Origin of the sequence: Pseudoalteromonas sp. T1lg122, assembly GCF_002964825.1 — a bacterium.
In the GTDB taxonomy this organism is placed as follows: domain Bacteria; phylum Pseudomonadota; class Gammaproteobacteria; order Enterobacterales; family Alteromonadaceae; genus Pseudoalteromonas; species Pseudoalteromonas gelatinilytica.
The window spans coordinates 510129-532488 of sequence record NZ_PQCG01000034.1; the positions used below are offsets into that span (position 1 = coordinate 510129).

The 22360-nt window shown below is 42.7% G+C and carries 21 protein-coding genes and 1 pseudogene; 11 read left to right on the forward strand and 11 right to left on the reverse strand.

Going from position 1 to position 22360, the window contains the following annotated elements; translation table 11 throughout:
- Positions 1–24: 24 nt before the first annotated feature.
- The 6 genes from C2M33_RS20560 (at position 25) to C2M33_RS20585 (ending at position 5337) form a co-directional block, all read left to right on the forward strand.
- Entirely contained in the window at positions 25–378 is a 354-nt protein-coding gene (locus tag C2M33_RS20560; protein ID WP_105175281.1) for a CidA/LrgA family protein, read from the forward strand.
- Complete coding sequence (locus C2M33_RS20565) at positions 368–1078, forward strand: LrgB family protein (RefSeq protein WP_105175282.1); 711 nt, start codon at positions 368–370, stop codon at positions 1076–1078. Before C2M33_RS20560 ends, C2M33_RS20565 begins: the two co-directional genes overlap by 11 nt.
- A gap of 33 nt (positions 1079–1111) precedes the next feature.
- A complete protein-coding gene (locus C2M33_RS20570; RefSeq protein WP_054562265.1) occupies positions 1112–1951 on the forward strand; it encodes a mechanosensitive ion channel family protein in 840 nt (279 codons plus the stop codon).
- A gap of 100 nt (positions 1952–2051) precedes the next feature.
- Entirely contained in the window at positions 2052–3203 is a 1152-nt protein-coding gene (locus tag C2M33_RS20575; protein ID WP_105175283.1) for a PepSY-associated TM helix domain-containing protein, read from the forward strand.
- Positions 3203–3673, forward strand: coding sequence for a hypothetical protein (locus C2M33_RS20580; RefSeq protein WP_063706377.1), 471 nt, complete (start codon positions 3203–3205; stop codon positions 3671–3673). The genes C2M33_RS20575 and C2M33_RS20580 overlap by 1 nt, the downstream gene beginning before the upstream one ends.
- A gap of 251 nt (positions 3674–3924) precedes the next feature.
- A complete protein-coding gene (locus tag C2M33_RS20585; protein WP_105175284.1) occupies positions 3925–5337 on the forward strand; it encodes a family 43 glycosylhydrolase in 1413 nt (470 codons plus the stop codon).
- A gap of 32 nt (positions 5338–5369) precedes the next feature.
- On the opposite strand, the gene C2M33_RS20590 is transcribed toward C2M33_RS20585, so the two are convergent.
- Both C2M33_RS20590 and C2M33_RS20595 read right to left on the reverse strand, forming a co-directional pair.
- On the reverse strand, positions 5370–6119 hold the full coding sequence (locus C2M33_RS20590) for an RIO1 family regulatory kinase/ATPase domain-containing protein (protein WP_063706372.1): 750 nt from the start codon (positions 6117–6119) through the stop codon (positions 5370–5372).
- A gap of 86 nt (positions 6120–6205) precedes the next feature.
- Positions 6206–6670: a MarR family winged helix-turn-helix transcriptional regulator gene (locus C2M33_RS20595; RefSeq protein WP_105175285.1), complete on the reverse strand. Its 465-nt coding sequence runs from the start codon at positions 6668–6670 to the stop codon at positions 6206–6208.
- Positions 6671–6797: 127 nt separating this feature from the next.
- Between C2M33_RS20595 and C2M33_RS20600 the strand changes: the two genes are divergently transcribed.
- Genes C2M33_RS20600 through C2M33_RS20610 form a run of 3 tightly spaced genes read left to right on the forward strand, consistent with a single transcriptional unit; the run spans position 6798 to position 9152 of the window.
- Positions 6798–7949, forward strand: a complete 1152-nt coding sequence (locus C2M33_RS20600; protein WP_105175286.1) for a hypothetical protein — start codon at positions 6798–6800, stop codon at positions 7947–7949.
- A 48-nt stretch (positions 7950–7997) separates the two neighbouring features.
- Entirely contained in the window at positions 7998–8888 is an 891-nt protein-coding gene (locus tag C2M33_RS20605) for a dienelactone hydrolase family protein (RefSeq protein WP_105175287.1), read from the forward strand.
- A gap of 48 nt (positions 8889–8936) precedes the next feature.
- Positions 8937–9152 (forward strand): hypothetical protein, encoded by a 216-nt coding sequence (locus C2M33_RS20610; RefSeq protein ID WP_063706364.1) that lies wholly within the window; start codon positions 8937–8939, stop codon positions 9150–9152.
- Positions 9153–9228: 76 nt separating this feature from the next.
- Here C2M33_RS20610 and C2M33_RS20615 read toward each other — a convergent pair whose 3' ends face one another.
- The 7 genes and pseudogenes from C2M33_RS20615 to C2M33_RS20645 form a co-directional block, all read right to left on the reverse strand.
- Positions 9229–9936, reverse strand: coding sequence for a TorF family putative porin (locus C2M33_RS20615; protein WP_105175288.1), 708 nt, complete (start codon positions 9934–9936; stop codon positions 9229–9231).
- Between the two features lie 11 nt (positions 9937–9947).
- A complete protein-coding gene (locus C2M33_RS20620; RefSeq protein ID WP_063706359.1) occupies positions 9948–11165 on the reverse strand; it encodes a hypothetical protein in 1218 nt (405 codons plus the stop codon).
- Positions 11166–11294: 129 nt separating this feature from the next.
- Positions 11295–12965, reverse strand: a complete 1671-nt coding sequence (betA, locus tag C2M33_RS20625) for a choline dehydrogenase (RefSeq protein ID WP_105175289.1) — start codon at positions 12963–12965, stop codon at positions 11295–11297.
- Positions 12965–14427, reverse strand: a pseudogene (gene betB, locus C2M33_RS20630) (betaine-aldehyde dehydrogenase). Before betB ends, betA begins: the two are co-directional and overlap by 1 nt.
- A 1-nt stretch (position 14428) precedes the next feature.
- On the reverse strand, positions 14429–15019 hold the full coding sequence (betI, locus tag C2M33_RS20635; protein WP_105175290.1) for a transcriptional regulator BetI: 591 nt from the start codon (positions 15017–15019) through the stop codon (positions 14429–14431).
- Between the two features lie 293 nt (positions 15020–15312).
- Positions 15313–15780: a nuclear transport factor 2 family protein gene (locus C2M33_RS20640; protein WP_105175291.1), complete on the reverse strand. Its 468-nt coding sequence runs from the start codon at positions 15778–15780 to the stop codon at positions 15313–15315.
- An 89-nt stretch (positions 15781–15869) separates the two neighbouring features.
- A complete protein-coding gene (locus tag C2M33_RS20645) occupies positions 15870–17051 on the reverse strand; it encodes an MFS transporter (RefSeq protein ID WP_105175292.1) in 1182 nt (393 codons plus the stop codon).
- A gap of 111 nt (positions 17052–17162) precedes the next feature.
- Here C2M33_RS20645 and C2M33_RS20650 point away from each other — a divergent pair, with 111 nt between their 5' ends.
- Positions 17163–18050 (forward strand): LysR substrate-binding domain-containing protein, encoded by an 888-nt coding sequence (locus C2M33_RS20650; protein WP_105175293.1) that lies wholly within the window; start codon positions 17163–17165, stop codon positions 18048–18050.
- A 99-nt stretch (positions 18051–18149) separates the two neighbouring features.
- Positions 18150–19241 carry an alkene reductase gene (locus C2M33_RS20655; protein ID WP_063706344.1) on the forward strand — a complete coding sequence of 364 codons (1092 nt, stop codon included), beginning with the start codon at positions 18150–18152 and terminating at the stop codon, positions 19239–19241.
- 4 nt (positions 19242–19245) lie between these two features.
- Here C2M33_RS20655 and C2M33_RS20660 read toward each other — a convergent pair whose 3' ends face one another.
- Both C2M33_RS20660 and hrpB read right to left on the reverse strand, forming a co-directional pair.
- Positions 19246–19683 carry an MBOAT family O-acyltransferase gene (locus tag C2M33_RS20660; protein ID WP_063706342.1) on the reverse strand — a complete coding sequence of 146 codons (438 nt, stop codon included), beginning with the start codon at positions 19681–19683 and terminating at the stop codon, positions 19246–19248.
- A 150-nt stretch (positions 19684–19833) separates the two neighbouring features.
- Positions 19834–22254 (reverse strand): ATP-dependent helicase HrpB, encoded by a 2421-nt coding sequence (hrpB, locus tag C2M33_RS20665; RefSeq protein WP_105175294.1) that lies wholly within the window; start codon positions 22252–22254, stop codon positions 19834–19836.
- Positions 22255–22360 lie beyond the last annotated feature (106 nt).

Here is a 22360-nt window from a genome sequence, read left to right on the forward strand (position 1 = left end):
CTTTATTCGCAATTATCCTGACTTATGAAATACCTTATCAGTAGTGTCATTATTCTTACTTGCTTAGCCGTTGCAAAGTTTTTAACGGCTTTGCTTGAAAGCTCTTTCCCTGCCCCGTTACTCGGTATGGTGTTACTTCTCGTGCTACTGTTAACGGGCCTCGTTAAAGAACATCATTTAAAACCAGCTGCCAGCCCTTTACTTAATTACATGCCGTTGTTCTTCATCCCTGCAGGGGTTGGCATTATTGAGCATCTAGGTTTAATTTCGCAGAACTGGCCTTTATTACTGACTATTTTTATTGTCGTGCCACTGACCAGTGTTTTACTCATAGGCACTGTTATCGCCTATTTTAAGGGCCGTGAAAATGACAGTTAGTTTATGGTGGCTCAGCGTCCCGTGCATTATTGTACTTTTCTTAGTTCTGCGGTTTTTAAACGCGAAAACCCAGCACGCTACGGCTAAAGCGCTTAGTAATCCTGTGTGCTGGGCAATTGTGTTAACTGCAGCGTTGTTAGTGGCGCTTAAGCTCCCCTATGAGCCTTTTGCCGAGCACAGTAAAGTTTTAAGCTGGTTACTTGAGCCTGCCATTGTGGCATTGGCTTTACCGCTTTATCAGCAATTTATCCATGTCAAAAAGAACCTGCTACTAATCCTTATAAGTTGTAGTTTAGGGGTGATCAATGCCACCTTGGTCGCCTCGCTAATATGTTATTTTTTTGCAGCCCCTGCACAGCTAAGCGCATCTTTAGCAAGTTTGTCTGTAACAACACCCATCACCTTGTTAGTAACAGAGTCGCTAGGCGGCATACCTTCTTTAGCAGCAGCCATGGTGATTTTTATTGGCGTACTTGGGGCTATATTTGGTAATTTGATTTTCTCGCTTATCAATATCCGCAATGCACAAGCAAAAGGCGTTGCCATTGGTACCGCTTGCCATGCCATTGGCACAGCATCATTGATTAGCGATCAGCCAAAAGCCGGTGCCTTTGCCTCTGTGGCGATGGCATTAAGTGCGCTACTCAGCGCGATAATAGTGCCGATACTTTATCCTGTTATTCAGCATGTTCTGGTATAGTCGGAATTCGCAGTAACCTTGTTAGGAAAACACATGATTGACTCAGAAATACAGCAAGTCGAAAAATACTACAATCTGATTATGGAATATTTGGTCACCTACAGTATGCAAATTTTAGGTGCCATCTTAATTCTATTTATTGGTTTATGGATTGCGCAAAAAGTATCGAATATGGTTGCAGGCCTCATGCAGCGTCACAATATCGATATTACCCTCACCAACTTTGTCAGTAATGTCATCAAAGTATTGCTGATCATTATGTTCTTGGTTATTGCCCTTGGCAAAATTGGCATTAGCGTGACCCCATTTGTCGCTGCCATTGGTGCTGCATCACTCGGTGCTGGTTTAGCAATGCAAGGCATGCTTTCAAACTACGGTGCGGGCCTTGCTATCATTGCAACAAGGCCATTTGTTGTTGGCGATACTATTGAAGTAAAAGGCGTGAGTGGGCAAGTTAAAACCATTGAGCTTGGTCACACAATTCTGATTAACGAAGAAAAAGTCGAAATCACCATTCCTAACAAACATATTGTTGGTGAGATTTTACATAACTCGTTTAGCTATTCATTAGTTAAAGGTGAAATAGACATCGCCTATGATGCCAATGCAGACCTCGCTATTGAGCTTATCGAAAAAGTGTTAGACGAGCATGAACTAGTTAGTGACTCTCCTCATGCACAAGTCGGTATTGAGCGCTTTGCTGAAAGCGGTGTTACCTTGAGCTATCGCTTTTGGGTGCCAACCACCAAAATTATTGAGACCAAATTAGCAGTGAACCGCAATGTATTTAAAGCAATTCAAGGAGCGGATATCGAAATTCCTTTCCCACAACGAATTGTTACCCTCAATCAAACTAATGATAAAGGCGCTTAAAGCGCCTTTTTTGCAGCTCGTCGACAGAGATTGTGTTTGTTCAAAAGATTGTAGTACAATTTAAATGATAACAATTACTATCATCAATTAACGTCGGACTATTTTTACCATGAGTAAACGTCTTTGGTTCCAACTGCATGGTTGGTTTTCGCTCCCAGTATGGGTGCTATTTTGCTTTATCTGCGTCACAGGTACTGTATCTGTTATAAGCCATGAGCTTACTTGGCTGACCAACAGTGAAGCACGCGCAAACAACCCGAATGATTTACCAGCCCTTGGTGTTGATCAAGTTATTAATAGCGTTGAAAAAGCCTACCCGACTGCCGATGTAATGAGTGTACTCACTTATGAACCTTACTTGGTAAATGCGGTTATTTTCACTGATACCGACAAACCTTATGCTGTGGCTTACGTCAATCAATACACCGGCGAAGTACAAGCGGTTAATGACACTATCTCATTCATTGAATTTATGCGTACCCTACACGGCTGGCTATTCTTCCCTTGGCAAGAAGGTTACAGCGTAGGTTACTACCTCGTCAGCGCTATGGCTTTTGTTATTTTAGGTGCACTAGTAACAGGCTTAGTGATTTATAAAAACTTTTGGCGCGCATTTAGTCAGCCAAAACTACGTTTTAACCAAGGTAAAAAAACCTTTCTTAAAGATTTACATACCCTAAGTGGCGTTTGGTCAATTTGGTTTATGGCTGTAATGGCACTAACAGGCCTGTGGTATTTAGTGCAAGCCATCATGTGGCATAACGAAATAGACATAGAAGAGCATGCACCGCTCGTGGCGGTTTCAACTTTACCTGCTGATAAGCAAACACCACCAACCGACTTAAAAGCGGCACTGGCTATTACCAAAGAGAAATACCCAGATTTCAAACCTAGCTATGTGATGCTGCCAGAGCATAACCGCGGCATGTTTAATATCATGGGCAGTGGCGATACTATTTTCTACGATAACTACGCTTACTCAACTTCAATCAATCCTTGGACAGGTGAAATTGCAGCAAGCAAGAGCCCAGAAACCATGTCGGGACTACTTACCCTTTCGCATATCGCCGATCCGCTGCATTACGGTAATATTGGCGGTCTGTGGACAAAAGTTATTTGGTTTATCTTTGGTTTGATTTTAAGTGGTATGTCGATCACTGGTTTTATGATGTACGCCGCAAAATTAGTAAATAACAAACCTGTAAAAGCGCGCCAAGCTGCGCCAGTGAATAACGTTCAGGAGGCAAACTAATGGCTCGTTTACAAGCAACTTGGTGGCAACGTAAAAAGTATGTTTTACATGCTGTGGTACTGGCTTTACCTGTATGGTTTATTTATCAGTCATTGAATCCTCAGTTTCCTGCTCTTTGGCAAGAACAACAAGCGGGCGAATTTAAAATCGCTCCAATGCCACTTAATGAAGATGCCCCGTATTCACACCACAATGAGTATGTTAAAGATTTCTTTATCGCCTTTAATCAAGGTGACATAAGCAATGTTCGTCAGGCGTATTTAAATATTGGCCAAGCACCTTTACCACTGACTGAGTTTGCTAAAGATGAAGAAGGCATAATGCATGGCACCAATCATGGCCAGCATGCCCACGCGATAGCCCCTGAAACCATCTCAGCTGATGATAAATTGTGGATCACCATCCAAACTTGGCAAGGCCAACTGCATACCCTCAAATGGGATATTCCCAGCCAGTTTATTACTCAATAACATCCGAAAAGCCACTCACTGAGTGGCTTTTTTGTATCTAAGCTAAATACTAAAGTCCCTTTCAAAATAGTTAAAGGTAAAATTTTTGTTAATTATTTTTACCGATCACCTTTACAAAAGTAATAATATAATAAAGTATTATAAATAGTTTTCATTTGCAGCAATCCTCTTAAGAGAGTTGGTGTTGATCAAAACTCATCCAAGGAGCAGAACACACAAGGAAAGCTCAATAACAATGATTTGGAGACACAATGATACTTTCAAAAAAAGCCCTAGCTGCGCTCAGCTTGGCAGCAACCCTCATACTTCCCAATGCTTATGCGATTGATAATGGCGTATACACCATTAAATCAAAGTACAGTGCTAAGTTTGTTGAAGTAGCCAGCGCGCAAACCAACGATGGTGCGAATGTTAGTCAATGGGCTGACACGAATCACGACACCCAGCGCTGGTTAATCACCAACATAGGTGGCAGCAACTATTCGGTTATTAACTTAAATAGTGGTAAAGCCCTAGAGGTGTTTGACTTCTCGACTGCCGATGGCGGCAATGTGGTGCAATATGAGTACGCTAATCTTGCCAGCCAACACTGGCAAATAAATGATGAAGGTAGCGGCTATTACAGCTTCATTAACGATCACAGTGGTAAGGCACTCGACCTTTATGCTTTTGATGGCAACGATGGCGCAAATATTAGCCAGTGGAGCTACAACGGCAGCGATGCGCAGCAATGGCAGCTAACTAAGCTTGCTAATGTTGAATCAACCCCTTGGGATCCATCAACGACCAATGGCGCTGCAAACCACTGGCCACTAACAGGTAGTTTAGTCACTCACGATCCAACCCTTGGCTATGAAAATGGCACTTGGTGGGTTTTTCAAACAGGACCTGGTATTTACGGAAAATATTCAAGCAACGGTGTTGATTGGAATGATGCCCTACCAATTTTTTCAAATGGTTTAAGCTGGTGGAGTAACTATGTGCCAGATCATGATGGAATTGATGTCTGGGCGCCTGAATTAAAAAGCTACAACGGCCGCAGCTGGCTCTATTATGCTATTTCGACCTTTGGTTCACGTGTCAGTGCTATTGGCCTTACCTCAGCAAGCAGTGTAGCAACCGGTGATTGGCGTGATGATGGTTTAGTCATTAACACGACTAATAGCAATGATTACAACGCTATTGACCCTGATCTTGTGGTGGCAAAAGATGGTGCACCTTGGCTTGCCTTTGGCTCATGGAATTCGGGTATTAAACTAACGCGAATTAACCCTATGACCATGAAACCATTTGGCCAAATCTACTCTTTAGCAAGTCGCTCAGGTGGTATCGAAGCACCTACCATAGTGTATCGCCAAGGTTACTACTATTTGTTTGTGTCGGTTGGCAAATGCTGTGACGGCACGAATAGCACTTACCGCATTGCGTACGGCCGCTCTAGTGACATCCGCGGTCCATACCTAGATAAAAATGGCACCGACATGCTAGCTAGCGGCGGTAGCATTCTTGATGCGGGTAATAGCCAATGGGTAGGTCCAGGTGGACAAGACATTTTAAATACCGATGTGATTGTTCGTCATGCCTATGATGCAGGTGATAATGGCACCCCTAAATTGCTCATCAGCACCCTGAATTGGGATGCGAACGGCTGGCCTAAATACTAGTTCTCCCCACTAAGCGCGTGCAAACGCGCTTTTTACAATCTATCTAAAATACTGCGAATAAAGTCAGAATTAAGAATCTGAGTTACAGCCCCGCTACACCACAAATAGGCACGTTGAATCGGGTAACCTTTAAAAATCCAACGCTTACGCACATGATTAAAGTCGTGCAAATAATCCGCCTTTGTTTGCGGTAACGAGTCATTGGCTAACTTCTGCCACGCCTTATAAACCCCACTCATATCGGCACCACGCATAAAACGCTGTAACCAGCGCGGAAAGCGTGCAAAGCGAATCGCTGACTGAAAATCAATAATGTATGGCTTGCCATCTTTTGAACAAATCACATTTCCCAAATTACGTAAGTCGAGGTGCACCACCCCGCGGCGATGCATTTTTGCGACCAAACGCTCAAACTCTTTAAAGAAATCACTCGGTAAATGCTGCTGTTGCAAGGCAAGCTGGCGAAGTGGCGTGCCTTCAATAAAATCATAAGCAATGGCAATTGATGACAAACGGCAAAAGTTATCGACCACTCCGTCTACGTCTTGCAGGCGTGCCAGCCCTTTGTACTCTTGATTGATAAAAAGCGGCGCGATGGTTTTTCTCACCCACCATGGGCTGTGCTGAAAATCTTTAATAATTAAATCAAATTTCGCGTCTTTATAACGATAAACAATGGCATTGGCAAAGCGGCCTGTGTGAACAACCGACAAACCTTCTGGGCTAAATTGATGAGCTGGAAATTGAGCGTGAAGCTGCGCAAGCAAAGATGATTCAAACATAACAATCCGGACTTGTTAAAATTAAATGCCTAGGCAACTATATTATCAAAATGAACCTTCAGCGACAATGTACCGCTTAGAGAAATTTATGCTTTTAAATTATGAATTGCTCTAAACAACAAGCTTGCGAGTTGCTTTTGCTCATCATCAGAGAAGCCTGTGAGTGCTTTGCGATAGATATCATTTACAGTGGGTAAAATTTCTGGGTAAAGCTGTTGGCCTTTTTCTGTGAGGCATAAAAGAGTTGAACGGCGATCTTCAACTGACTGCTTTTTAGCAACTAAGCCCTTGTCTTCTAAACGAGAAAGTAACCGACTCATGGCACCGCGGTCATACACCATGTGCTCACACACCTCAGCCAAGGTATTTACTTTACCGCGTGCAAGTAGCACAACCACAATGTACTGAGCCGAGGTTAACTCTTTATCCTCTAACGCATTATCAAGATGAGTCACCAGATTTGAACGTAAATAAGAGACTAAGCGACCTAAGTCTTGCACGGGATCTAAATCTTCAATACAGCACTGGCCAATTGATGCAGGTTCTTTCATATTTCCTCTAAAGCGATGAATAGCAATTCATAGACAGTTAATTAGCAAAATAATTCAATCCTATTAGATTGCTTCAACGGCTATGAATAGTGTAGCGTGAAGAAGCGTACTAACTGTCGGGGGCGTTATGCTAACTAAACAACATATTATCAAGTATTTATCTCTTACAATACTGCTACTTCTTTGTTGGCTAGAGCATTATAACCATTTCATTATGCGCTTTATCGACAGCGCCCTTGTACAATCAACCTTAGTGTACGCTTCTTCTCGTACAGTTAATGCTGCTATATCGCTATTGCAATCAGCCGAAGTGGGCATTGGTATTGCGAGTATTCAACCTGCACAACTACTCGACCCAGTAAATGACCTAGCTGAATACATGTCAGATGCTATGCGCCTTGCAATAGGCTCGTTATTTTTACAGCGCATTTTATACACCATTTCTTCTGGGGTTATTTTTAGTGGTGTTTTTACTGTTTCGGTCGTCGCTTACTTTATATGTGAATGGCGTAACTATTTTCCTAACTTACGTCATAAGATTATGGCGAGCTTAATTTTAATTCGCTTTTTAGTGCCTGCTGTGGTGCTTACAACAGGCCTTGTTAGTCAAATATTCTTAGATGAGCAAATAAACCAGCAAAGTGAACTGGTGAGCGAAAAAGTCGAGACGGTGAATAGCAGTGCAAATAATACCTCTGCCCTATCTGCCAAGCTAAAGGCCGAGGTCGATAGTGAAAAACAAACCATCTTAGACAAGCTCTCGCTATTAAATGAGCAGCAGATAAAAAACCACCAGCAAGCGACAGAACTCAAAGTTAAGCTGGCAGAGGTTGATAGCCAAATAGAAGCGATTCAAGCAACTCGCAGCTTGTCTGAGCGACTGACCTTTACTGAGCTTGAACAAGCCAAACCATTACTTGATAAAAAGCAGCAATTAACAGCGCAACTTAATGCAGCACTAAACCAGCAAAGACAGCTGAATCTTGACAAAGACGCCTTAAACGAACAACTAGAAAACCTTAACGCATCACTCAATCATGACCAATCGTCGCAGGTGAGTAAAATTATAGACACCGTCACCTCTGGCATTAGCAATATGGTAGCTGCCGTCGAAGACTTATTTATCGACTTTTTGAATATCTTGTCTCTACTGATTTTAAAACTGTTACTAATGCCGTTGATTTTTTTATACCTGTTCAATAAAGCCTTTAAGGCCATTTGGCAGCGCCGCTTTATGGATGTGGTAATACAAACAAAGCAACTGGCTGTTAATCGCTGATATTTCAGCTAAAGTTATAAACCTAACTCGTTTTTAAAGGATATAAGTATGACTGAGCAACGCCATAACCACATTCCCCAAGAAGCTTTCGATTGGTACGATGAATACGCCCATGGCTTGATGGACCGCCGTACCTTTATGAAAAAGCTAGGTGGCTTAGTCGCTCTTGGTTATTCAATGGCAATGCTAAGTAGCGCTTTACTGCCAAACTATGCATTAGCTGAGCAAGTGTCCTTTAATGACCCTGATATCAAAGCCAGCTATAAAACCTTTGACTCGTTTAAAGGCCATGGCGAAGGTAAAGGTTATTTAGTCGAACCCGCTAACTTAACGGGTAAGCACCCATTAGTGTTAGTGATCCACGAAAACAGAGGCTTAAACCCTTATATTAAAGATGTTGCTCGCCGCCTTGCCAAAGCTGGATTTATTGCCTTTGCGCCAGATGCATTACACCCTCTTGGTGGCTATCCTGGTAATGACGATGAAGGTCGCGCAATGCAGCGCTCTATGGATAAAGAAAAAATCCAACAAGACTTTATTGCCGCAGCTGAATACATAAAAAGACACCCAAATAGTAATGGCAAACTCGGTGCGGTAGGCTTTTGCTTTGGTGGTTATATAGTCAACTACCTAGCAGCAGTTGATAGCAAATTAATTAATGCGGGCGTGCCCTATTACGGCACTCCTGCCGTTAAAGAACTCAGACAAAATATAAAAGCCCCGCTACTTGTACACTTAGCTGAATTTGATAACCGCGTTAATGCAACTTGGCCAGAATACGAGAGCGACTTAAAAGCGCATCAAGTGCCTTACACTATGCATATGTATGAAAAGGCAAACCATGGCTTTCATAACGACTCTACCTCTCGTTATGATGAAAAACAGGCAGAGCTTTCATGGCAGCGCACATTGGCGTTTTTCAATGAGCAATTGATTTAAACAAAGCAATTTCATACACTCTCGAAAAAATTTTAGGCTAGAAAAAAGATGGAATCGCAAGTCAGTTATCGCTTTGACTCACAGCAAACCGCCAATCGGTTTTTAAACAAGCTTAAGCATTGGTCAGTGGCTAAAGTCACTGCGACCCTTTGCCAAGGTGGTTTTGGCGTAAAAATACGCTACGAAGTCGATACCAGTGGTTTTGATTACACCCTTGCGGAGCTTGATGATTTAGCGATGCAACACGAAGGCGAAGAGATTTAATACTCATTTTCTAGACATAAAAAACGGCTAACCTTGGTTAGCCGTTTTTATTAAAGCTGTGCTAATAAAGCCCTACTTATAAATCAAAGCTGCGAGAAATTGACGCAACGATTCGCTCATCTGCATATTCAGAATCAATGCTGGTATTTTCACCTGCAATTTCAATATCAAAGCCCGCATAGCTCGTTTGATACGCTAAACGATAATGCTTGTATGACTTATCACTGCCATCCCAGCTAAACTTATCGCCATCTAATGAGTTAGAAACATCAAAACTAGCACGAAAAGCATGATTTGGTGCAACTTCAAATGTGTGAGCGACCATGTAAATTAAATGGCCTGCACCGGTGCCAAAATAATCCCAGCTATACCACAAGTTAAATTCTACTTGGCCTATACTGCTGTCGTAACCAAATTTCGAATACACCTCTGGATAATTACCATCGCTCGAGTGATCTTCACCATGATACGAGTAGTAGGCAATACCATAATCAACACTAAGAGCATCGGTTAACTCAGCATAGTTACCAAAGTACACATCCCACTCGATGTCGGTGCCTTCGCCAAAATCTACATTTGAAGCCCAAGTACCTAAATACATACCTGAATCTGCAAAGGCATAATCTAAGCTACCCTGAATCGCGGGGTCATTCATGGTTTGGCTTACACCATTGAAGGTGTAATCCGATGCCAATGTAACCGTAGTCGATAAGTCAGCCATGGCTGATGTCGACAGTAATGCCAATGGCAACGCTGCTGCTAATACTGTTTGTCTTGTTGTCATGTTGGTTTCCCTTAGCTAACTGTTTCTATTTTTGTGTAATCTAATTTATTGTCTTTTGGTGAACCTTCGATATTTTTCACTGTTTTTAACTTGCTGTAGCCAATAAACGCAGCACAGCCGAAAAATAACGCAATAACGAGCGCACCAACCCATTGGATCTGTAAAAAGTCGAACTTAAACAACAGGGTTAACAATGAAAGCGCCACCACATTTAAGGCAATATAATTAAATTTACCTAAACGTTTCACCGTTAAGTTTAGATTATCTGTGTATAAACGGATCAAAGAATCAAGTGAGTTGATCACAAACACCACACCAACAAACACCATAGCGATGTTTTTCAGGCCTGCTGTTGCAATACCCGCTTCATGATATTGATACAAAACACTAAACCAGATAGCGATTGGAATAGACGGGAAAATCAACATAGCCGCCAGCACTTGGTAAGTTTTTAAACCACCCACAAAGCGCGAAGTAAATTGACCAATCATGATGCTCCAAGCAAACCACCAAAACAGGTAGAAGGCATGGTAATCATTTAGTGGTAATACAAACTCATTGATGTTGCCAAAGTAACCACCGATCAACGTAAGGTTATCAACAAATGCTGATGTTTGTGCATCAGAACCTACAAAGGCACCGAACCACATAAATGCGATTAAAGCGATAAACAACCAAGTAGTAGAAATACTTAAAAAGCGTACATACTTAATGTCTGTGCTCGAATACACAGCAAAACAAATCGCTGCAAACACCATTAAGTAGAATGTCGGAATAATTGACTCACCATCACCAAGCGACGGCAGGTACCAAGGTAAATTCGACAGCAGTAAAAATGCAGTAAATGCGCATGTACCAATAATAACGATGTTATTAATTAGTCTTACCCAAGCAATTTCAAAGAACTTTACTTTGGGTTCTATTACGCAGAAATAAAAGCACGTAAGGAAATAAAATCCCCAGATCAAGAAGCCCCAAAAGCCAAACTCGATGGCTAATGGATTGGCAAACGCATACTCTGGGCTTGCTTTTATGTCTGCATAACCTGCAAACTCTGTCAGTGGAAACATAATCAAGCCAACATCTAGGCCCGATGTAAATAAAATTGCAATGAACGTAAACGTTCTAACCGGTGTGACGCCAACACACCTAACCGTACCCCATTTAAATAAAATAACCGCAATTGCTAACAGGGTAAAAATGATGCCAGCACTAAGCCAAAAGGTCATAGTTACCCCCCCAAAATAAGTAATAATACTTCATTGTTTCTCCAGTTTTATTCCTCGCATTAACGCACCACAAACAACTCGTGATGCGCGCCACTGCAAGCCCCACAGCCGAAACTGCGGGTGGCCTTATTAGATCTCCGAACTACGCTGCGTTGATTGCCATTGTTTTTCCATGGCAACATCTGCAGTTGATGCCGATAACACAGGCTTACCTAAAATGTGGTCCGCCGCTTTTTCTGCCACCATAATGGTTGGCGCATTTAAATTACCGTTTGGAACGGTTGGGAAGATAGATGAATCCACAACCCGTAAACCTTCGATACCGTGTACTTGAGTTTGCGAGTTAACCACGGCCATCTCATCTTCACCCATCTTGCACGAACATGACGGATGGTAAGCACTCTCAACCGCTTGACGAACAAACGCATCAATTTCTTCATCGCTTTGCACATCTTTACCGGGTTGAATTTCACCATCGCGATATTCATCAAACGCACTTTGCTCAATAATCTCGCGAGTTAGACGTACGCAAGCTCTAAAGCCTTCAATGTCATCTTGATGCTGTAAGTAGTTAAATTGGATCTTAGGCGCAACCTGAGGATCCGCCGACTTAATCGTTACTGCACCACGGCTTTTTGGTTTGTTATGCCCAACATGAACTTGGAAACCATGACCATCAAAGGCACTCTTACCGTCATAACGAATGGCTGCTGGTAAAAAGTGATACTGAATATCTGGCCATTCAACACCCGGTTTTGAGCGAATAAATGCACATGATTCAAAATGGTTAGTCGCCCCTAAACCTGAGCGATTTAATAACCAACGAGCACCAATTAGCCCTTTTGAAACAAGGCCTAATTTGCCGTTTAAAGTAATTGGTTGCTTACACTTATATTGGAAGTAAAACTCCAAGTGATCTTGTAAGTTTTGGCCAACACCTGGTAAGTGATGTTTAACCTCAACCCCCGCTTCGCTCAGGATGTCTTTATCACCAATACCTGATAATTGCAGAATATGCGGTGAACCAATTGGGCCCGCACTTAAAATAACGTCTTTTGCTGCAAATGCTTGCTGCTTAGAGCCAGATACTGAAAACTCAACACCAACGGCTTTTTTGCCTTCTAGCAAAACTTTTTCCACTAAAGCACCGGTGACTAGCGTTAAGTTTTTACGTGACTTAACTGGGTCTAGATACTCACGGCTAGCAGAGCTTCTTACGCCATCTTTAACTGTCATATGCATTGGCCCAAAACCTTCTTGCTGGGCTGCATTGTAGTCATCAGTTTGCGCATAACCTGCTTGTTGGCCCGCTTTGATAAAGGCTTTATAAAGCGGATTAGCCATTTCATTACCGTTATTAACCCCTAATGGGCCGTTATCGCCACGGTAACTGTTACCACCTAAGTAAAATGATTCTGCACGTTTAAAGTACGGTAAGCATGCTTGATAATCCCAACCATTAGCGCCGTGTTGCTGCCACTCATCAAAATCTTTGGCATGACCACGTACATAGACCATGCCGTTAATCGATGATGAGCCACCTAACACCTTACCTCGTGGGCAGTGCATTTGACGGTTATCTAAATATGGCTCTGGCTCGGTATGAAATTGCCATGCATATTTGTCAGTATTCATTGGGATTGATAGCGCGGTAGGCATCTTTATAAAAATGCTTTTATCACTACCACCCGTTTCAAGTAATAACACCTTATTGGAAGGGTCTGCTGATAGTCGGTTTGCCAACACGCAGCCTGCTGAGCCAGCACCGACTATGATGTAATCATAGTTCTGTGTACTCATTAAAATGGACTCTCTATATTGCTCATACCCACATAAATCGATTTAGTTTGGGTATAGTGATCTAAAGTTTCGATACCGTTTTCACGGCCGATACCTGATTGCTTGTAACCACCTACTGGCATTTCAGCTGGTGAATTACCATAGCTGTTTATCCAACAAATACCGGCTTGTAACTGGTGGATAACGCGGTGTGCACGCTGAATATCTTTAGTGAACACGCCTGCGGCTAAGCCTAGGTGGGTATCGTTTGCACGCTGAATAACGTCATCTTCATCATCAAACACCAACACGCTCATTACCGGGCCAAAGATCTCTTCTTTAACTATGGTCATGTCGTCTTTACAGTCGACAAAAACGGTCGGTTCCACAAAGTAGCCGTTTGGCGCAGATACTGGTGATAGTGCCTTACCGCCGGTTAATAAGGTTGCGCCTTCTTGAATACCTTTATCGATATAGCCAAGTACTAGCTCTTGATGCTTTTTAGAGATAAGCGCCCCTAAATTCACCTCAGGATCCATTGGGTCGCCAGCAATAATATTTTGCTCAGTGCGTGTTTTCAGCTCATCAATAAACTGCTGATAAACATTTTTGTGCACATAAATGCGCGTACAGTTAGTGCAGACTTCGCCTTGCGTATAAAAATTACCTAACATTGCCGCACTAACAGCTTGTGATACATCGGCATCATCAAATACTAATAACGGTGACTTACCGCCAAGCTCCATGGTCACATCTTTAAGTGAACCAGCAGCGCTTGCCATTACTTTTTTGCCTGTGCCTACTTCACCAGTGAACGACACTTTTTCAATATTTGGGTTTGCTGTTAACCATTGCCCTACTTCAGCAGCGCCTTGCACAACGTTGAATACGCCAGCAGGTACACCCGCTTCGATGAAAATCTCTGCAAGTTTAATTGCGCCAAGTGGTGTTTCTTCTGAAGGTTTGAAAATAACCGCATTACCCGCAGCCAGTGCCGGGCCTGATTTCCAACAAGCAATTTGCAGAGGGTAGTTCCATGCACCAATACCGGCACAAATACCTAAAGGCTCTTACGTGTGTAGTAAAAGTCATTGCCAACCATTTGTTGCTGACCCACTTGTGCAGGCGCAAGACCAGCAAAATACTCAATTACATCGGCGCCAGTTTCAACATCAACACACTCAGCTTCTTGCCATGGCTTACCCGTATCAAGTACTTCAACTTTTGCCAGTTCATCATTACGTTCGCGTAAGATTGCCACGGCTTTTAATAAAATGCGGCTACGCTCAATTGGCGTCATTGCAGACCACGCTGCAAAGCCTTGTTTTGCGCTTTCGATTGCCGCGTTTTGAATAAACTCATCGGCGATTTCAACGTGATAAATTACTTCATCTGTTGCAGGGTTCTTTACTGCAAAAGTATCGCCAGTTTGATTTTTCAAAAAGTGGCCATTTATAAAATTTTCGTAAACAGGTGTGGTCATTTTAGGCTCCATACTGTTTTATCAGTGAACGAATGTAGTCTTTTACTAATTGCTCACAATGTTCGAATTGATCATGGTCTGACTTACTTAATACGGCTCTTAGCCATAAACCATCGATCATGGCTGCACTTAACTCAGCAGCTAAGTTGGCATCGCTATCGCTCATTAACTGTTTGAATGAGCTTAATAAATTACTAAATAAACGTTTACTATTTACGTTTTGTAAGCGATGCAACTGGGCGTCGTGCATTGAATGCGCCCAAAAGCTCAACCAAGTTTTGGTGTTATTGCTTTGCTGCTGAATGCGTGAAAAGTTTGCTTCAACGATAAACATTAATCGTTGCTCTGGGCTGGTCTGCGGCGTTACTTGATTCAAAAGTGCTTGCTTTAAGCTGGTCAATAAATAACGCACAGTGGCTTCAATTAAGCCCTGCTTACCACCAAAATAATGACTGATAATGCCAGACGATAAGCCTGCCTTTTTACTAATGCTATTTATGGTGGTGCCTTGCAAACCAAGCTCTGCAACCGACTCTATTGTGGCGTCAATTAACTGCTGACGACGAACAGGTTCCATTCCAACTTTCGGCATAATTTTTTATTGATTGAACGTTCAATTAAAATAAAGGTTAAGGTAATGAGCATGGCAATTCAAGGTTGACAAATTGTAAACAACCGCAAAGATACACTCGTAAGTTAAGCTAACTCACTGTTCTTACATTTATTATCCGGAATATAAAAAAGTTTTAAATTTATTCAAAATAAAGCCTAAAAAGTATGAATTTAAGCTGAAATGCGGAAAAAAGAGAAAATTTATTGCTGGCGTATTTTTAATAAAAAAGCGCTTATAAAAGCGCTCATGTTAGGCTAAAAGTTAAGCTAAGTTCATTCGTGGTATTTACGAATAACCGCTATCTTGCCATCTTCGATTTCGAGCACATCCATAATGGTTTGCGTGTATTCAATTTCTTGCTGGTTTTGTGGGTGTATACCTTTAGCGTGATGGGTATAACGCAAAGCAATGGCAGAATCATTAAAAATAAAGGTATCGAGTAAGTTTGCTTGGTATTCAGTGTGCGCCCCAAGGTAAAAAGTCATGCCTTTACGCATCATGGCTTTACCATCTGGTTCTCTTGAATCATCGGTTTGATAAGGTAAGTGTTGATTTGCTACATCGTCAGTTAATAAAGCTAAAAAAGCTTCTAACTCTTTTTTAGTCGCATTAGGTGCTTGTGTTGCAACCATGGTATTAAAGTACTGCTGTGCTAATGCTGTGAGCTCTGGGTTAGTTTGCTTTGCTTGGCTGCTAAATGTGCTTAGCAAGCAAATAGCTAGAAAATAAAGGGGCTTCATCGTTATTCCTTGTGGTTTTAGTTAATGACTAATAATCAAACTACGCACCTAAAATAACGACAAAGCACCGAACTATCAACAATTTAGTTTTAAGCTGTTTGTGGCTTTATGATCTCGCGTTTATCTAAATAGCCGCTGTATCGTGTTGCAATTAACGCCGCTAAACTGATGATAGCGCCAATCCAAGCAGTGTCTTGCAATGAGTAGTTTTCAACGACAACACCACCTAACACTGAACCTAGCGCAATCCCGATATTAAACGCTGCAATGTTTAACCCTGATGCCACATCGACGGCATTGGGTGTAAACTTTTCGGCAAGTTTAACCACATAGACTTGCAGCCCAGGCACATTACCAAACGCAAATGCCCCCCATACAAGTATGGTCAGTACCGCAGCGACTTTAGATTGCATGGTAAAGGTCAGCACTAACAGCACAATACTTAAAGCACTAAAGATAATAGTCAGCGCACTAATGGGGCCTTTTTTATCGGCTAATTTACCGCCGTAAATATTGCCAACAGCAACCGATACCCCATATACCAGCATGATTAAGCTAATAGTGGCTGATGCAAATCCAGTTTGCTGCTCTAAAATTGGCGCTAAATAGGTAAAGGCAGTAAATGTGCCGCCATAACCAAGTATGGTCATCAAATACACCAGTAAAAGCCTAGGTTGCACCATTACTTTTAATTGCTCACTCAAAGTAGCCGGTTTACTTTGCTTTAAGTTGCTAGGAATTAAAAATGTGCTACCAATGAGTGCAATTAAGCCCAGTAAAGACACCACTAAAAAGGTCGCTCGCCAACCAAAGTGCTGACCAATCCAAGTCCCTAATGGCACACCGGTTACTAATGCAACCGTTAACCCCGTAAACATAATCGCAATGGCACTGGCTTCTTTATCTTTACTGACAAGCCCTGTTGCGATGGTTGAACCAATTGAGAAAAACACCCCATGGGCAAGACCTGTTAGAATCCTTGCTGTGATCAAACTGCCATAACTAGGTGCTTGCCAAGCCAGTAAATTACCGATTACAAATAGGCTCATTAAGCTAAGTAATACATGTTTTCGATTCCATCGCCCTGTTAGCGCAGTTAATACTGGCGCCCCCACCGCAACACCCAAAGCATACAAGCTTACAAGTAGCCCGGCACTCGGTAACGAAACAGCTAAATCTTCAGCAATAGTTGGCACTAAGCCGACAATCACAAACTCAGTGGTGCCTATGGCAAACGCACTGAGAGTCAACGCTAGTAATGCTATTGGCATCACATATCCTCTAATTTAATTTTGAAAGTGCGGCTATTGTGGCTAAAATTAAATTTGCAAAAAATAGCAGTAGTGACAAAATACTTTTGTCAAAAATGAAAAGGTAAAACCATGAGCGTGATCTCCAACACCCAAGATTTAGAAGCATTTATTAGCGTGGTTGACACCGGCGGGTTCTCAAGTGCAGCCAATGCCTTAGATGAGCAAGTTGCAAAAATATCACGGGCGGTAACTCGGCTTGAAAAATCATTAAACGTTACCTTATTCAACCGCACCACAAGGCGCATTGAGCTGACCGAAGAAGGTCAGTTATTTTTAGGCTATGCTAGAGAAGCACTCAGTCAGCTTGCACAAGGCGAAGAAGCCTTAAAGCTTCTACACTGCGCCCCATCAGGAAAATTAAGAGTCGATGCCGCAAGTCCCTTTGTGTTTCACCAATTAGCGCCACATTTAAAAGCCTTTAACCAAGCTTATCCTGACATAAAACTTGAGATCACCAGCCACGACAACATTATCGATTTACTTGAGCATAAAACCGATATTGCTATTCGTATTGGCGAGCTTGCTGACTCAAACTTGCATGCGCGCACTTTGGGAGTTAGCAAACTACAGCTCGTTGCCAGCCCGGATTATTTAAAAGCGGCACCGCCATTAAATGAACTAACCGACTTAGCCTCACACCAGCTTATTGGTTTTACCGACGCGCCGCATTTAAATCACTGGCCGCTAACCACGCCTTTAGACCTAAAATTTTCAATCAGTGCATCAAGTGGTGAAACTGTGCGCCAGCTTTGTATTCAAGGTCACGGCATTACCTTGTTATCGGAATTTATGATCAACGAAGATTTAAAAGCAGGTCGTTTAGTAAAAGTGCTCGAAGGCGAGGTACTGAGCCCTAATCGCCGCGAAAAAGTGCATGCGGTGTATTATCAAAACAGTGGTGTTTCATCACGAGTATTAGCGTTTTTAGACTTTATAGCACCCAGGTTAACGCTGTAGTTTTTTGCAATTTTAACAAAAGTGTTTTGTGATTAGTGGCATTAATTTCATAAATAATTTTCGTTATGCTGAAAGCATATTCGCTTTCAAGGAGCCGTAATGAACAAATTATTCGATACCGTACAACTTGCCGGTCACACACTAAAAAACCGCATTGTCATGCCACCAATGACTCGCTCTCGCTCATCACAACCGGGTGATATCGCCAATGAGTTAATGGCCGACTACTATGCACAACGTGCCAGCGCCGGCTTAATTATTAGCGAAGGCACACAAATATCAGCCCTAGGTAAGGGCTATGCTTGGACACCGGGTATTTATACTGCCGAGCAAATTGCTGGCTGGAAAAAAGTAACCGACAAAGTTCATCAAGCTGGTGGCATTATGTTTGCTCAGCTTTGGCATGTTGGCCGCGTATCTCACCCAAGTAACACAGGTGGTGAGCAACCAATTGCGCCATCAGCGATTGCAGCTAAAGACGTCAAAGTTTTTATTGATGAAGATGACAAACCCGATTTTGTTGCCACAGCACAGCCACGCGCAATGAGCCACGACGACATCAAACAGGTTATAAACGAATACCGTCAAGCTGCCCGTAATGCTGTAGATGCAGGGTTTGATGGTATTGAACTTCATGCTGCCAATGGTTACTTAATTAATCAATTTATTGATTCAGAGTCGAACCAACGCACCGATGAATACGGCGGCAGTTTAGAAAACCGCTTACGCTTTTTACAACAAGTGACACAAGCGGTATGTGATGAAATTGGCGCTGAGCGTGTTGGCGTACGCCTTGCTCCACTCACAACACTCAATGGGACGGTCGATGAAAACCCGTTCGAAACCTATATTGGCGCAGCAAAAGTACTCAATAAACTCAACGTTGCTTACCTGCACATTGCCGAAGCTGATTGGGATGATGCGCCTTTAATGGAGCAAAGTTTTAAGCAAGCGCTACGTAAGAACTATGCTGGACTAATGATTTATGCAGGCAAGTACACTGACGAGAAAGCAGAGCAAGCATTAGCCGCAGGCTGGGCTGATTTAATTGGTTTTGGTCGCCCGTTTGTTGCCAACCCAGATCTGCCAGCGCGTATTGAACAAGGCATTGAACTGGCTCAGCATGATCCAGATACCCTATTTGGAGGCGGTGCTAAAGGCTACACTGACTACCCCTTAGCAACGCAATAACGCACTAAAAAAGGTGGCTCGTCAACCAATAGCTCAATACAATAAAGCTGATGTTGGCGAGCGCTCTAAACAACCAAGGAGCAGAGCTAAACTGTATTTGGCTGTACTTGCTTACTAATACCAAAGCGCCCATCACAGTAAACCAAGGAGTAAAAAAGAATAGTGGCTTTAACTTCACTAAACTCACTGCTAAATCGTGCAGCGCCCCACTGACAGCAAAAGTAACAACAACCGCACACCAAACCGGCATAATGTCATTGCAAGGCTTCATTACATACCGAGATAAATAATAGCTCCACACCGGATTCCAATATCGCCAAAACAGATAAAACGAGCTCGCACCCAGCGAGCGTGTCAGCATATTGCGCAGCGAATCTTTATGCCCCAGAGGCACACCTGTTCGTTTTTTAACATATTGAGCAAGGGTAATAGCTGCAGACACTGGCTTTCTCTTTTTACTAATGACTCAATTAGACTACTAAACAGTCAACAAAAGGGATACCAAAACAAGGCTGGAAATTGTAACGGTTTATGAAGCATGCAGCTCTAAGGCAAGTGATGAAGCTGAGCTAAGCACTCAGCTTCATTAAAATCACATCTTACTTTTTACTTTATTAGTTGCTTGGCTGGTGGCTGGGTCGTCTGGCCAAAAATGTTTTGGATAACGCCCTTTCATTTCTTTTTGCACATCGCGGTAACTCGTTTGCCAAAAGTTAGCTAAGTCTTGAGTTAACTGCAGCGGTCGCCTCGCTGGTGATAATAGCTCCATTAATAATGGCAGTTTACCTTGTGCCAGCAAAGGCGTGCTGGTCATGCCATACACTTCTTGCATGCGTACACTGAGCTTCGCAGGGCCATCAAGCTGATAGGTCACTTTTACATTTGAACCACTTGGCACCGTTAATCGCAAGGGGAGGAGTTCATTCAATAAACTTTGCTGCTGCCAATCAAAACAGCTTTTAATTGCTTCGCTGTAATTGAACTTTTTTAATTGCTCAAGGTTTTTAATATCATCCAAATAAGGTGCAAGCCATTGGTTATCGGCAATTAATTCATCATGATTTAAAAGCGGGAATGATTCTGGTAACAGCTTACTTGCCAAACTCATTCGAATAAGTAACTGCTCACTGTCGGGCTGTTCATTAAATAACGAAAAGCCCTGCTTACTAAATAAGTTTAACCACGCTTTAGTGCGTTCGCTCTTATCTAGGGGCTGTTTACTTGGCTGACTCGCTATGGTGATAGCACCGAGCTTGAGCTCATCTTGATGGATAAAGCGCCCTGCTTTTTCATCGTATTCGCAGCGAGTTTGCTCAGCAAATAAATGCGAAAGCTCATCTTCAAGGTCACTTGGCATAAAGGCAACAGCAGCAAAAACACGTTTTCCTTTATGGCCGCCCATATGTGCAATGGCAATATAATCATCGTTATGCCAAAACCCCTCACTTAATTCGGCGCCCGCACCATTGGCAAGTAAATAACCATTACCGCGTTTTTTGGCTAGGCGGTCAGGAAAGGCAAGCGCCACCAGCAGCGACAAGTACTCTGTTTTAAGCTCATTAACCGGCTTGAGTTGCAAGCGCGATAGCCAATATGTTAATTGCTGCTTAAATACTGGATGCGGTTTGCTGTGCTGACTATGTAATGCCAAATTAAGATCAGCAGGCATACTAATTCGGCTTTCAAGCAGTGCCGTTAAATACCCCGCTAATACATAAATACCAGGCATGCGCTGCTCTAGTTGCTTTGCCTTAATGAGCATATGCGAGAGGCGAATATCGGCTCCATAGCTCAGCATTTGGCTACCGAGGGCTGTTAGCTTTTCATTTTCATCAATGGCTTCGAGCATTTTCAAAAGTGCCGTTGCCTGTTTAATCTGCTGGCTACTAGGTGGGTCGAGTAAGCTAAGCTCAGCAAGTGACGCCCCCCACTGCTTTGCCTCTAATAACAAATGACTAATATCACTGGTCAGAATTTCTGGCGCATCATGGCTATTACGGCGCTCAAAAGTTTGTTTAGAGCCTAATCGATACACAACCCCCGGCTCAATTCGCCCAGCACGACCAGCGCGCTGAATGGCAGAAGAACGAGAAATACTTTGCGTAACGAGCTCTGTAACACCGGTTTTTAAATTGAAATTGGCAGCACGGCGTTTGCCGCTATCAACCACAATGCGTATTCCTTCAATGGTCAAACTGGTTTCAGCGACATTGGTGGTTAATACCACTTTGCGTTTACCATGTTTAGCAGGCGCGATAGCAGCTTGTTGCTCGTTTTTATTTTGCTCACCATACAAGCTAAATACTTCGACGCTATCACCTAAATCATTTAAAGACTGCTGAACGCGCATGATTTCACGCTGCCCTGGTAAAAATACTAAAGCACTGCCCGTTTGCTCACTAAGCGCCTGTTTTATTAGTGCAGGTATGTCATCGAGCCAACGGCTTTCGTCTTTAAGTGGAATATACACTTCATCAATGGGGTAGCTTCGTCCTTGTGATGAAATAATCGGACAGCTGAAAAACTCACTGAAACGATCGCCATCTAAGGTTGCCGACATCAGTAAGATTTTTAAATCATCGCGAAGTGCCGCCTGTGTTTCGAGGGCAAATGCCAAAGCCGTATCTGCGGCAATTGAGCGCTCGTGAAACTCATCAAAAATAAGTAAGTCTACATCACTAAGCACTGGGTCATTTTGCAACATACGCGTCAGCATGCCTTCAGTGACAATTTCGAGTTTAGTTGCAGAACTTACTTTTGATTCGCCACGAATGCGTAAGCCGACACTGTCACCGACTTTTTCATTCTGCTGACTTGCCAAATACTGGGAAATATTGCGTGCGGCCAGTCGTCTTGGCTCTAACATAACAATGCGTTTAAAGTGACCTTCGCGCATTAGGGTAAGAGGCAGCCATGTCGATTTACCCGCTCCCGGTGGCGCTTGCAATAAAGCCATTGGGTTACTCTGTAATGTGGTTAACAGGGATTGATAAATATCTTGAACTGGCAGCACGTTAGGTATCTCTTACTTTCTTTTCGCGCATTGTATCAAAAAACTAAAAATTGCGATGGCTATAGGCTTATTTTCTATCTCGGGCTTTAGAAGTGAAAACATTGCA